The sequence below is a fragment of the Streptomyces sp. NPDC093094 genome (assembly GCF_044754345.1).
Lineage (GTDB): Bacteria > Actinomycetota > Actinomycetes > Streptomycetales > Streptomycetaceae > Streptomyces.
On the sequence record NZ_JBIVOX010000004.1, the window covers coordinates 384,204 to 396,704 of the forward strand.

A 12,501-nucleotide genomic window follows, 5' to 3' on the forward strand; every position below is an offset into this window, starting at 1 on the left:
ATCGGGCCGGCGCCGAGTGAGCCGTACCCGGCCGGTCGGTCCGCGCGCAGGCGCTCACCCTGTCGGCACGGCGGTCCCCCGGAAGGTACGGCGGTAGGCCGTCGGCGAGACACCGATCGCCGCATGCAGGTGCTCGCGCAAGGAGGTCCCGGTGGCGAAACCGACCCGTCCGGCGATGTCGTCGACGGGCAGGTCGGTGGTCTCCAGGAGGTGCTGGGCCCGGGCCACGCGCTGCTGGATCAGCCAGCGCCCCGGGCTCGTCCCGACCTCCTCGTTGAACCGGCGCGTGAAGGTCCGCAGGCTCATCCGCGCATGCCCGGCGAGCTGTACCAGGGTCAGCGGCTCGTGCAGGTTCTCCAGTGCCCACTGGCGGGTGGCCGAGGTGCCGTTCACCGACGGCGGGAGCACCGGGTGCTCGATGTACTGCGCCTGGCCGCCGTCCCGCCACGGCGGCACGACGCAGACCCGTGCCACGTGGTTGGCGACGGCCGCACCGTGATCCCGCCGTACCAGGTGGAGGCAGACGTCGACGCCCGAGGCGGCGCCGGCCGAGGTCAGCACATCGCCGTCGTCCACGAACAGCACGTCCGGATCCAGCGCGACCGCCGGGTACCAGGACCGGAAGACGCCGGCAACGGCCCAGTGGGTGGTGGCGGGCCGGCCGTCGAGCAGTCCGACCGCCGCGAGCACGAAGGCACCCGTGCAGATCGACACGACGCGGGTCCCGGGCCGGACCGTCGCGAGAGCCTCGGCCACTCCCGGCGGCAACTCGCGCGCGATCCGGGAGATGTCGAAGGGCGGCAGCAGCACCGTGTCCGCCGTCGCGAGGACTTCGGGGCCGTGCCCCACCGTCACCGAGAAATCGGCGTTCGTGGCGACGGGGCCGCCGTCGACGGAGCAGGTCAGGACCTCGTAGCGATCCTGCAGAGCACCGAGGATCCGGCTCGGGATGCCGAGCTCGAAGGGGTAGACCCCGTCCAGGGCGAGGACGGCGACACGGTGGACAGCGGTCATGGCACGATCCCGTTGGAAGTTGGCATTCATGCCATGGTACGGGGAAGTGTCTCCGGCGAGGCTGGTGCCCATGACCGACCCCACCACCATGCGCGCCGTCAGCCAGGACGCCCACGGCGCCCCTGAGGTCCTCCACCAGGTCGTCCTGCCCCGCCCCGCGCCCGCCCCGGGCCAGATCCTCGTCGCCGTCCGCGCCGCCGGGCTGAACCCGACCGACTGGAAGCACCGCGCTTCCGGCCTCTTCCTCGGCCGTCTGCCGCTGGTCCTCGGCTGGGACGTGTCCGGCGTCGTCGAGGCCGTCGGCTTCGGCGTCACGATCTTCAAGCCGGGCGACGAGGTCTTCGGGATGCTGCCCTACCCGCACGGCGTCGGCTCCCATGCCGAGTACGTGACGGGTCCCGCCCGCGCCTTCGCGCACAAGCCCGCCGGCATCGACCACGTCCGGGCAGGCGCCCTGCCACTCGCCGCCCTGACCGCCTACCAGGCCCTCGTCGACACCGCCGCGGTCCGCGCCGGCGGGCGCGTCCTGATCCACGCGGCCGCCGGCGGGGTCGGCCACCTCGCGGTCCAGATCGCCAAGTCCCGCGGCGCACACGTCATCGGAACCGCCAGCGCACCCAAGCACGACTTCGTACGCTCCCTCGGCGCGGACGAGGTCATCGACTACCGCACCACCGACTTCCGCGACGTCGTCCAGGACGTCGACATGGTTCTCGACCCCCTCTCCGGTGAGACCCGCACCCACTCCCTCGACGTCCTGCGCCCCGGCGGCGTCCTCGTGTCGCTCCTGCCGGGAACCGACCCCGACGAGAGCGCGAAGGCCGCGGCCCGCCGGGTCCGCGTCGAGACCCTCCTCGTCGAAGCCGACCACACCGGCATGAACGCCGTCGCCGGCCTGGTCGCCTCCGGCTCCCTGCACGTCCACGTCGAGGCCGTCTTCCCGCTCGCCGATGCGGCCAAGGCCCATGCTCTGGGCGAGTCGGGCCGCACCACCGGCAAGATCGTGCTGACCGTTCCCTGAGCCCGAGCCGTGATGCCCGGGGCAGGCGCCCGCCTGCCCCTCGATGCCCGGTGGTCACCTCCCTGCCCGAACCCCGTGGTCCGGTCGCGGCGGCACGGCCACACACCTCAGAGATTCTCTGCATGACATGGAAGGGTGCCCACATGTATGTGGTCAGCGAGAGCGAGCAGCGGACGACCAGGACGCCGTCCGGCTCGATGTTCGCCCTGGCCGCCCCCAGCCAGGGCAGTGCCGAGGTCAGCACCTGGCGGGTGGAACTCGGCGCGGACTCCGCCACGCCGGTGCACATCGTCGACCGCGAGCAGGTGTGGATGCCCCTGTCCGGCGAGTTCGAGATCGAGGCGGAGGGCGAGATCCGGTACGCCGAGGCCGGTCAGGCCGTCATCGTGCCTGCTGGTGCCGTGCGGCGGCTGAAGGCCGTGGGCGGCCCGGCGGAGGCCGTCGTCGCCATGGCCGTGGGCGGCAGGGCGATGCTGCCGGGCAGCGAGGACAAGATCCCGCTTCCGTGGGCAGAGTGACCCCGTCCCCGTGAACAGCCCGACCGGTCCTCCACGCCGGACGCCACCTCTCGCTCTTTCTGCCCCTGTTCGCCGCGCCCCTGTGCCCACCGCACTGCCCCGCTCGTCCCGGTGACGAACGGAAAGCGGTCACTCCTCGGGAGCAGCTCCTCCTGCCATGCCTGAAGGCGGCTGATCCCGTGTTCCAGGGTGGTGACCGGCACCTGGATCATCCGAGGCGGGCTCCTGGAGGCAGCAAGGGCATGCGCGGGCCGGCCGAGGTGATCGGCGGGTCGAACGGTCGGGCGCTGTCAGCGTCCCCCGGTGCGCCGTATCAGGAAGGTGAGCAGGAGTCCGACGGCGGCTCCGGCGATGCCCCAGGGCACGCTCGGGGTGCCGTCGTTGAGGCTGTAGCCGATCGCGCACGCCGTGAAGAAGACGGCGAGTATCAGCATTCCGCCGAACTGGCGCGTTCGCATGTGCGCTCCTGCTGCTTGAACCGGAAGCCGTAGTTCTCCGGTGGCGCACTTCGCGCCCCGCTGCGGCCTGAATCAGCCACCTGCCGGTTGCGCTTTCACATCCGGAGGGGACGGTTCATTCAACACGTCGGCGGCCGGTGCACGCCATTCATGATCGAGAACGATGTAAGACCGTGATCAACTTGCGAGCACCTTGAGCGGAGGCGGCTCTCGGGGGACGGGCTTGATGAACCTGCTGGTCAGGTGCGTGAGCGCTGCTGCATCGTGCGCTCCGGGTGGCACTTCCCGCAGGAGCACCACCAGGTCCTCGCCGTCGGCGGACGGTGCGGCACCGCTGTGGCAGCCCGCCGGATGCCGTGCACCCGGGACGCGGTCAAGGCTCTGCTGATTCGAACGTCCCTAGGATCAAGGGATCGTCAATGGTCTACGCGCAGGTGCGAGGAGGCGGTCGCCGGTGGTGCTGCAGGTGCGAGGCGTCGTGTTGCCGGAACGGGAAGAGCGGTCCTTCTGGATCGATGGAGACCGGTTACGGACCGAGCCGGTCCCGGACGCGGATGTCGTCGTCGGGGGAGGCTGGCTGCTGCCTGGCCTGGTCGACGTGCACACGCATCCGGGCACCGAGCACCTCGATGCCCCGTTCAGCGACGAGATGCTCCGCGAGCACCTGACCGATCACCGGGATGCCGGCGTGCTGCTGGTGCGGACGCCCGGGGCTGCCGCACGCATTCCGGAATGGGTGGACGAGGATCCCCGGATGCCGCGGGTCCGTTCCGCCGGGCGGTGGCTGGCCACTCCTGGCCGCTTCTTTCCCGGGTTCGGGCGTGATGTGAGTGAAGAGGATCTGGTGCGCGCGGCGGTCGAGGAAGCCAAGGCGTCCTCGGGCTGGTGCAAGGTCATCGCCGACTGGAGGCACGACGAGCCGGCGCTGCCACAGGATGTCCTCACTGCCGTCGTGCAGGCTGTGCATGCGATCGGCGGCCGCGTAGCGGCTCACTGCCAGACCGCTGACGGCAGTCGCAACGCTGTTCGGGCAGGCGTCGACAGCCTGGAACACGGTATGCATCTGGACCCCGGACTGATTGATCAGATGGCCTCCCAAGGCACCGCGTTCGTCCCGACACTCAGCGTCTTCGGCGCCGGAGCCGAGCGACGGCGTGCCGAAGAGCCGAGCGCCCGTCGCGACTGGTGGCTGGGCGGATGGGAAGGCATGCTGCCCAACGTCCGGGCCGCGCACGAAGCCGGCGTCGCGGTGTTCGCGGGCACCGACAGTTTCCCCTGCGGCACTGTTGTCTCAGAGGTCGAATGGCTGGTCCGCGCCGGTCTGCCGGTCGAAGCGGCTCTGGGCGCGGCGTCGTGGTCGGCCAGGTCCTGGCTCGGTCTGCCGGGGCTGGTCGATGGAGCCCCCGCTGATCTCGTCGCCTATGACACGGACCCGACCCTCGACAGTTCGGTTCTGGCCCGTCCGAGCCGCATCATCCTGCGTGGCCGGGTCATCGCCTGATGCCCGGCAGGGTCTCCCCGCCCCTCACCCGGTCGAGATTCGCTCAGGCCGGCCGTCTCGTGGACGTGGCCAGGCCGCAGCGTGACGTGGCCAGTGGTGCACGGCAGTTCAACTGCCCTGCTCGGCTTCGCCTTCGGAAGCGACGGACCGTTGCCGGACAAGAGGCAGGATGGGGCTGACCGGATTCGAACCGGCGTCCTCCCACATGCGGTGAGGGCGCGACGACCTCTGCGCTACGAGCCCCATCCCGCTGTCGATCATACGAGCCGCCCGCACCCTGCCGCTCTTGAAATTCCAGGGCACCGACAGGTTCATGCACAAAACCGGCAGGGCCCCGTGTGTCCATGAGCGAGGTGGCCGGAGACTGAACGGCCGTGTCGCAGGCATGGACGACCACTGCCGCGCCGATGGCTGCGGTCCTGGAGCGGACGTCGTCGGGTCTCCGTCCGCCACCCGCGTCACAGGGCATCGGGTCCGGCATCGGCATGCCTGTGATGGGCCGGTATGCCTTGTGTCAGAGGCTGCTGCCAGGATCGAGGCCATGAACGCCACGCCTGCAACTCCGCCGCGGCCGCTCGACGTTACCGCGGTCTTTCCTCAACTGGCCCCGCTGGCACGTACCGCGACCCGCCTGCACCCCCGTCCCGGGGCTCCGTCACCACACGACAGTTCGATCGGCGGGCCGCTGCTGTGGCCCGCCGACGAGCCGTGGCCCCACTGCGACGGTCCTCATGTGGTGGATGGGGTGAACCCGGCCTTGTCGCCGGCGGATGTCCGGGTGGAGCGGCGGATCCGTGCCGCCTCGCACGGCAGGAGCCTGACCCCGCAGGAACGGGAGACCCTCGAGCGGATCCGTCCGCCCCGGAAGTCTCCGCTCCGGGTGGCGGCCGGGCCGTACGAGGGTTCCATGGCGATGCTGCCCGTGGCGCAGCTGTACGTGCGGGACGTGCCCGATCTGCACGCACCCGAGGAGGCAGACCTGCTGCAGGTTCTGTGGTGTCCCTTCGACCATCCGATCATGCCGAAGACCGCACTGTTCTGGCGGTCGGCGGCCACGGTCACGGACATTCTCACCGCACCCCCGGAACCGCCCGCGATGCAGTTCGACGACTACCTGCCCGAACCGTGTCTGCTCAGCCCGGAGCAGGTCACCGAGTACCCCGGTCCCAGGGAGCTGAGCAAGGAACTGCGAGAGGAGCTCGGGGACTGGAGCCGGTGGCGGGCAGCCGGCGCGGATGATGACAACCCCTACGCGTCCGAACCGGAGCTGTTCTACCGTTTCTCTCTGTCCGTTGCACCCGGCTGGAAAGTCGGCGGCTGGCCTTCCTGGGATGCCACCGACCCCGATCCGCAGTACTGCTCCGCCTGCGGCAACAGGATGGATCCGCTGTTGAGCATCGTTACGTTCGAAGAAGGGGACGACGAAACGCGCAGTTGGTTCCCGTACGGGGAAGCAGCCGATGAACCGTCCCCCGGCTCGGGCCACTTCGACCCCGGGCAGCCCACCGCGGTCCAGATCGGCAGCGGCTACGACCAGCAGCTTTATATATGCCCGGCGTCGCCGGAGCACCCCCACACCGAGTTGATGCAGTAACCCGTCAGGTGACCGGTCGCGCAGGCGGAAGGCGGGGTGGCTGCGGTCGGCCAGGACCACCGGCGCAGAGGCCCGGTACTCGTTCGCGCTGAACAGGGGGAGGGCAGGCGCTGGAGGAAGGCCGGGCGCGGCGAGTCGTTGATGTGTGCCCGGCGGCCGGGCACGATCCGGTCGTAGGCGGTCTGGCCGAGGGCTTCGACGAGCAGCAGGCAGCGGACCTGTCATGCGGTCGGGCGGGACCGGGTCCGGGGTTCACGGACGTCGTGCTCGCAGGCTGCGGCGACGTGCGCGAACAGCGCGTCGGCGACCCGCGCCCCGGGCAACTGCACCGCCACGTCGGCCGGATCGGCCGGGCTTTCGCGGCAGGCGGAGCGAAGGTGCCCGGATGCGGGTGGGGCGAGGCCGACAGGGAGAGCGCCGGAGTGAAAGCCTCACGTGCTGGACCGACGGTTCCGGAAGTCCGCGCGAAAACCCCTTGCTCAATGGTCAAGAAGTGTTGACCATTGAGTGCATGCCTACCGACGACCTTCCCGAGATGTTCCACGTCACCACTGACGAGCAGCTGCGTGCCGTTTCCAGCCTCACGCGTCACCGGATCATGGCCGTGCTCCGCTTCGAGCCCGCGACGATCACGCAGATCGCCGAGCGAGTGGGCCTTGCGAAGGGGAGTTCCAGCTACCACGTACGTCTGCTGGAGCGGGCCGGCCTGGTGAAGGTGGTGCGGACACGGAAGGTACGGGGGGTCACCGAGCGGTACTACGCGATGGCCGCGCGGGCGATCGTGCTGCCGGATCCGGGTGAAGGCGGGCCGGATGTGCTGATGCGGCATGCGGTGGCGGACCTGGAGGCGGCGCCGGTGGAGGGCGAGCGGCATGTGCGGATGGCGCATCTGCGGCTTACGGACGAGCAGTTCGCGGAGCTGGGGGCACGGCTGGAGGCTCTGGCGGACGAGTACCGGGAGCTGTCCGATCCGTCGCTGCCGGACGCGTCTCTCGTCTTCGCACTGTTCCGCCCGGCACCGCGTGAGCAGGCCGAAGGGGACGTCAAGTGACCTCACCCGTGGGTAAGTTGCCGGTCGGGTTCGGACGGCTGTGGACTGCGCAGACGATCTCCTCGCTCGGTGACGGGATGTCGCATGCCGCGCTGCCTCTGCTCGCGTTGATGCTGACGCGGGATCCGTTGGCGCTCGCCGTCGTCACGGCCGCCGGAACGCTGCCGTGGCTGCTCTTCGGAGTGCTCGGCGGTGCGCTGGTGGACCGCTGGGACCGGCGGCGCACGATGTGGGTCACGGACGTGGCGCGTGCGGTGCTGCTCGCGATACCGGCGGCAGCGGCCGCGCTCGACGTGCTGAGCATTCCACTGCTCGCGGCCATTGCCTTCCTGCTCGGCCTCGGCGGACTCTTCTTCGACACGGCCGCCACGGCCTATCTGCCGGATCTGCTCGGTCGTGACCCCGCGCTCCTGGAACGTGCCAACTCCCGCCTGCGCGGCGCCCAGACCGCCACGTCCGGCTTCGCGGGGCCGCCTGCGGGCAGTGCCCTGCTCGCGCTCGGTCGGGCGGCTCCGCTGCTCGCCGACGCGGTGTCGTTCGCGCTCTCCGCACTCCTCGTACGGTCGCTGCCTGCCGTGTCCCGGCCCGTCCCGCAGGCCCGTGAGTCGCTGCTGCGGCAGGCTCGGGCCGGAGCCTCGTACGTCTTCCGGGATCAGCTGCTGCTCGGGCTCGCGCTGCGTCCGGCGGTCGGGAACATCGCCTTCCTCGCCGTGGAGACCGTACTCGCCCTCTTCGCGCACGAGCGTCTCGGCATCGGCACCTTCGGCTTCGGCCTGCTCCTCACGGCGGAGGCCACCGGCGGTCTGCTCGGCGCGGGCATCGCCTCCTTCCTCGGTCGGCGACTCGGCACCGGCACAGCACTGACCTGCACGGCCGCAGTCGAGGGGCTCGCCGTCCTGGGCCTTGCCGCCGCCCCGGACCCGTACGTCGCCGGCCTCGCGCTCGCCGCCTGCGGAGCGGGCATGGGCGCCACGATGGTGCTCGGCCCCTCCCTCAGACAGGCGATCGTCCCCGCCCGCCTGATGGGCCGGGTCGCCTCCACCTCCCGCATGCTCGCCATGTGCGCCGCCCCGTTCGGCGCCTTCCTCGGCGGCTGGCTGGCCACCGCCTACGACGTACGCACCCCGCTCTGGACCGCCGCCGGCCTCCTGCTCACCATGACCGCCGTCACGGCGACCATGACCAGCAACCGCCGGGTCGAGGCGGCGCTGCGTGCCGCCGCCCCGGCCGAGGATCCAGTTCACCCGGAATCCCGGGATCCCGTTCAGGAGACCGCCGTTTAGGGCTCCGCGGGATCGTTGAGCCAGGGCCGAACCCGGCTCGGCGTTCCTCGCCTCGGCCCCGGAGCGTCGGACGCCCGGCCTCCACGGGATGCAGCGAGCGGCCCGACCGGCCGTCGGCATCGCCGAAATCATCGAGGTCCTGCCGCCTGCCGCCTTGCGCCTGAGGCCGGTGGGCAGCCGTGCGCGGAGGGGCCCGGTGGTCGGAGGGGCGTCAGCCGCTGCCGGCGGCCGTCAGAGCAGAGCTCTCGGACGCGCATCGAAAGTGCGTGCGGTGGCCGGTGCGGCGTAGTACTCCTGGAGGGTCTCGATGCCGGTCTGTTGTCACCTGGAGTCACCGATGGCCGTTCGCCGTGTCGTGCCCAATGTGCAGTCGGAAGCTGCGCAGGAGAGCCGGGAGTTCTACGGCCTGCTCGGATTCGAGGAGGTCATGAACCACGGCTGGATCATGACGCTCGCGTCCCCGTCCAGTCCGACGGCGCAGATCAGCTTCATGGCCGGCGACAAGACCGCCCCCGTCACTCCCGACATGAGTGTCGAAGTGGATGACGTGGACGCGGCCTACGCAGCCGTGCGGGAGAGCGGCGCGGAGATCGTCCACCCCCTGCAGGACGAGGAGTGGGGAGTACGCCGGTTCTTCGTCCGTGACCCCAACGGCCGGGTGGTCAACGTGCTGGGCCACCGCTGACGGTCCTCCCGGCCATGGCGGAAGGTGCTCGTCACAGCCGTTCGCCGACGGCCGCGACGAGCACGGACGCCTCGTGGCGGACGGCGAGTCTCAGCGCCCGCCGAGCGCGTCGAACCAGCGGACCACCTGCGGGGCGGAGAGGATCGCGGAGCCGAAGTGGTCCACGTCCGGACCCTGGTCGACGACCTCGGCCCGGACGCCCAGCCGGGCCAGGCCGACGGCGCAGGCGCGGGTGTTGGCGCTGGGGACGTCGGTGTCGGCGCCGCCCGCGTAGAGGCGTACGGGCGCGGTGGGTGCCCAGTCGCAGACCCCGTCGTTCGCCTTCAGCACGGCGCGCAGAGCCCCGCGCGGGGCACGGACGTTCTCGGCCCACTCCGGCGTGAGGAGTTCCCCCGGCGTCGCGGGCAGTGCCGCCATGACCTCCGACTCGTTGTGAGTTCCGTCGAACAGATCTTCCACGGCCTGTGCGTAGGGCGCGCGGAACACCTCGGCAGGGTCCTTGTACAGCGGATGGATCCGGTTCTGCGCGGTCAAGAAGTACGAGAGGTAGAAGACGGCGGAGCGCGGCGCGACCCGCCCGTCCGCGATGCCGGGAAACTCCGATCCGAGCAGGTCGTACGGGCCGGCCATCGGGGCCAGGGCGCGCAGCCGGAAGCCGTCGCGGCCGCGCGAGAGTTCGCGGCCCAGGGCCATCGCGACCTGGCCGCCCTGTGAGAATCCCGTGACGTACACCGTGCGGGTGAGCGGGCGGCCCAGCCGGTGAGAGGCGGTACGGGCGGCCTTCAGCATGTCGAGGGAGGCGGTGACGGAGGACGCGGTGTCGACGTACGGGTGCCGGCCGGGCCCGCCGCCCAGCCCCAGATAATCGGGCGCGGCGACGGCCCGGCCCGCCGAGGCGTGCAGATACGGGGTGAGCCGGTTGCGGCCTGCGCCTCCGGAGGGGGCGTCGTCGCGGTGGGACACGGTGCCGTGGGTGTCGGAGACCAGGTCGAGGCGGTGCGGGCCGCCGCACGGCAGGACCAGCAGACCGGTGGCGGTGGCGGGACGGCCGTGAGGGCCGATCGTGGCGTACGTGAGCCGGTACGCGGTGACGCCGTACCTGACGGTGGCGGGATCGACGCCGAAGCCGGTCAGCGTCTCGACGACCTCGGCGCGGTCGACGGTGTCGAGCGGTGTGACGGCGAGCAGGCGGCCTCGGGCGGTCACGGAGGCCGAGACCGTGGCGGTGGCGGAGACCTTGGCTGTGGCTGTGGCGTGGGCCCTGGGCGTGGCTCGGGCGACGGGCGTGATGACACCGCCGAGTACGGCCGCGAGGGCCACGGCGGCGGCCCCGCGATGCAGCCCCGCGTTCCGGGCGGTCTTCGTCGTGCTGGTCCTGGTGGTCATGTCCGGAACGCTACGGACAGCCCGCCACCGCCGACACCCGGACTGCCCCCGGCCGTTGGAGGGGGATATCCCCCTGTCCTTCGCCCGGCTCCGTCGCACGGGAGAGCGACAGTGGCCCTGACCGCGGTCGGGCAGCCGGGCCCAGGGGTGTCCCGGGCCCGGCTGCCCGGCCTGTGGTCTGCCGAGCCCTTGGACGCGGACCGGCGGGAGCCCTCGTCCTCCTCGGCGACGACGCCGGCCTTGCCGTTCGCGCCGGAGATCTTCTCCCGCCGGCTTCGGCGCCAGGCTTCGTGGTCGGCCGGAACTCAGGCGCGGCGGGCTGCCCAGACGGTGCGCTCGGTGCGTACCGTGAGGTCGTCGCGGCGCAGGATGCTGTGCGGGCTGTCGGTGTCGAGGAGCTCGTCGAGTGCGGCGAGGTCTTCGGGGCTGAGCGCCGGTGCTGCGGCGCCGCGGATGCGCCGCAGGCTGCCGTGGGCGTAGCGGCCGATGGCTTCGCTGCGGTCGCCTTCGATGTTCACGGTGACGGTGCGCTCGTCCTCGACGGTGAAACCGGCGGCGGACAGCATCGGCCCCCAGTCGGCGCCACGGTGCGGGACGTGCTCGACGTGGAAGGCGTCGGTCGCCCTGTGGCAGCGTTCTTCGAGACCGGGCCGGTTCTCGGGGGCGTCGGCGGGCAGGAAGCGGGGGAAGCCGTCCAGCTCGACGACGGCGAACAGGCCGCCCGGGGCGAGCAGATCGTGGACGCCGGCCAGGGTGCGGTCGGGGTGGGCCATGTGGTGCATCGAGGCCGAGGCCCACACCAGGTCCGGCGTCCCGAGACCGGGCCAGGCGGCGGCGTCGAGGTCGGCCTGCACGGTGCGCACGCGCTTCTCCGTCCCATGGGCGCGCGCCTTCTCGCGCAGGAGCTGCAGGTGTCCCGCCGAGGTGTCGACGGCGGTGACGTGCGCCTCGGGAAAACGGTCGAGGAGCGCGAAGGTGCCCGCCCCGGTGCCGCAGCCCAGGTCCACGATCTGGCGCGGTTCGGCCTTCAGCGGCAGCCAGGCGGTGATGAGGGCGAGGTGCTCGGCGAGCACCTCGGCATCCAGGTCAAGGATCTCGGCCTGGCTGCGATCGTCGTGCGCATGGTGATGGCCGCCTTCGCCGTGAGGGGTGTGCTGGTGCGCTTGGGTCATGGCGACACCGTAAGAGCCTCATGCGCCTGCGGCACACCTTCTTGCGGCCTGCGCAAGAAGGTCGCTTCTCCTGCTGCCCGTCACGCAAGACAGGGCCCGCGCCGGGCCTCCCGCACCGTCACTCGCGGGACGTTCAGGCGTCGCCGCTGTCGCCGGTCTCGGTGGCATCGCGTTGGTGGCCGCGGCGGGCGTCACGGTCGAAGATGCCCATGATCTCGCACGGTCCGCCCTCGGCGCCGATCGCGTGCGGCATCATGGTGGGGAACTCGGCGGCCTGGTTGGTCTCGATGCGGAACCGGCGATGGCCGAGCATGAGAGTGGCGGTGCCGGACAGGACCACAAGCCATTCGCGGCCGGGATGGGCACGCATGCGGGCGGGGTTGTCGGGCGGCGGTTCGGTCATCCGCTGGCGCGTCACGCTCATGCCGGGGTCACCTTTCACAGGCCAGCGCATCAGGCCGTGGGCGCTGTCGATCATCGGGCTGATGACGACGTCATCGGCGGCGTTCTCCACCAGCTGGTCCAGGGTGGTGTCCAGGGCGCGGGCGAGGGTGACGAGCTGGTCCAGGGCGAGACGGCGCCGGCCGTTCTCGATGCGGCTGAGTGAGGACTGGCTGAGATTGGCGCGGGTGGCCAGCTCTTCCAGGGACCAGCCCTGAGCGACCCGCAGGGCACGGATCCGTTTGCGTACGAGGCCGTCCAGCTGCCCGTCTTCTTGCGTCATAGGCAACATCGTATGCCTTGAATGCAATGCGGGCTTAACGTCGAACGCAGATGGTCCGGTACGGGGCCAGGTACGACGAAAGGGCATGACATGT

At 71.2% G+C, this 12,501-nt stretch carries 12 protein-coding genes and 1 tRNA gene; 7 read left to right on the forward strand and 6 right to left on the reverse strand.

The features are described from left to right. Positions 1–54: 54 nt before the first annotated feature. Positions 55–1,014 carry a GlxA family transcriptional regulator gene (locus tag ACIQGV_RS10360; protein WP_402492965.1) on the reverse strand — a complete coding sequence of 320 codons (960 nt, stop codon included), beginning with the start codon at positions 1,012–1,014 and terminating at the stop codon, positions 55–57. An 88-nt stretch (positions 1,015–1,102) separates the two neighbouring features. On the opposite strand from ACIQGV_RS10360, the gene ACIQGV_RS10365 reads away from it, so the two are divergent. Together ACIQGV_RS10365 and ACIQGV_RS10370 are read left to right on the forward strand one after the other, a co-directional pair. After that, on the forward strand, positions 1,103–2,035 hold the full coding sequence (locus ACIQGV_RS10365) for an NADP-dependent oxidoreductase (RefSeq protein WP_402493197.1): 933 nt from the start codon (positions 1,103–1,105) through the stop codon (positions 2,033–2,035). Positions 2,036–2,157: 122 nt separating this feature from the next. After that, a complete protein-coding gene (locus ACIQGV_RS10370) occupies positions 2,158–2,553 on the forward strand; it encodes a cupin domain-containing protein (RefSeq protein WP_402492967.1) in 396 nt (131 codons plus the stop codon). Between the two features lie 290 nt (positions 2,554–2,843). Here the strand turns inward: ACIQGV_RS10370 and ACIQGV_RS10375 are convergent, their stop codons facing one another. Beyond that, on the reverse strand, positions 2,844–3,011 hold the full coding sequence (locus tag ACIQGV_RS10375; RefSeq protein WP_402492969.1) for a hypothetical protein: 168 nt from the start codon (positions 3,009–3,011) through the stop codon (positions 2,844–2,846). A 454-nt stretch (positions 3,012–3,465) separates the two neighbouring features. Here ACIQGV_RS10375 and ACIQGV_RS10380 point away from each other — a divergent pair, with 454 nt between their 5' ends. Beyond that, a complete protein-coding gene (locus ACIQGV_RS10380) occupies positions 3,466–4,512 on the forward strand; it encodes an amidohydrolase family protein (protein WP_402492971.1) in 1,047 nt (348 codons plus the stop codon). Between the two features lie 170 nt (positions 4,513–4,682). On the opposite strand, the gene ACIQGV_RS10385 is transcribed toward ACIQGV_RS10380, so the two are convergent. Further along, positions 4,683–4,756: transfer RNA gene (locus ACIQGV_RS10385), tRNA-Ala, on the reverse strand. A gap of 663 nt (positions 4,757–5,419) precedes the next feature. Here ACIQGV_RS10385 and ACIQGV_RS10390 point away from each other — a divergent pair. The 4 genes from ACIQGV_RS10390 (at position 5,420) to ACIQGV_RS10405 (ending at position 9,125) form a co-directional block, all read left to right on the forward strand. After that, a complete protein-coding gene (locus ACIQGV_RS10390; protein WP_402492973.1) occupies positions 5,420–6,106 on the forward strand; it encodes a hypothetical protein in 687 nt (228 codons plus the stop codon). Between the two features lie 511 nt (positions 6,107–6,617). Further along, positions 6,618–7,157, forward strand: coding sequence for an ArsR/SmtB family transcription factor (locus ACIQGV_RS10395; RefSeq protein ID WP_402492975.1), 540 nt, complete (start codon positions 6,618–6,620; stop codon positions 7,155–7,157). Positions 7,158–7,174: 17 nt separating this feature from the next. Next, entirely contained in the window at positions 7,175–8,440 is a 1,266-nt protein-coding gene (locus ACIQGV_RS10400) for an MFS transporter (RefSeq protein ID WP_402493199.1), read from the forward strand. A 337-nt stretch (positions 8,441–8,777) separates the two neighbouring features. Continuing rightward, positions 8,778–9,125: a VOC family protein gene (locus tag ACIQGV_RS10405; protein WP_402492976.1), complete on the forward strand. Its 348-nt coding sequence runs from the start codon at positions 8,778–8,780 to the stop codon at positions 9,123–9,125. A 90-nt stretch (positions 9,126–9,215) separates the two neighbouring features. Here the strand turns inward: ACIQGV_RS10405 and ACIQGV_RS10410 are convergent, their stop codons facing one another. The 3 genes from ACIQGV_RS10410 to ACIQGV_RS10420 all read right to left on the reverse strand — a co-directional run bounded on the left by ACIQGV_RS10410 (position 9,216) and on the right by ACIQGV_RS10420 (position 12,407). Next, on the reverse strand, positions 9,216–10,511 hold the full coding sequence (locus ACIQGV_RS10410) for an alpha/beta hydrolase family protein (protein WP_402492978.1): 1,296 nt from the start codon (positions 10,509–10,511) through the stop codon (positions 9,216–9,218). Between the two features lie 305 nt (positions 10,512–10,816). Beyond that, positions 10,817–11,683 (reverse strand): class I SAM-dependent methyltransferase, encoded by an 867-nt coding sequence (locus ACIQGV_RS10415; protein WP_402492979.1) that lies wholly within the window; start codon positions 11,681–11,683, stop codon positions 10,817–10,819. A gap of 133 nt (positions 11,684–11,816) precedes the next feature. Next, the gene (locus tag ACIQGV_RS10420; protein WP_402492981.1) at positions 11,817–12,407 is read right to left on the reverse strand and encodes a helix-turn-helix domain-containing protein; all 591 of its coding nucleotides are present in this window, start codon (positions 12,405–12,407) and stop codon (positions 11,817–11,819) included. Between the last annotated feature and the right edge of the window lie 94 nt (positions 12,408–12,501).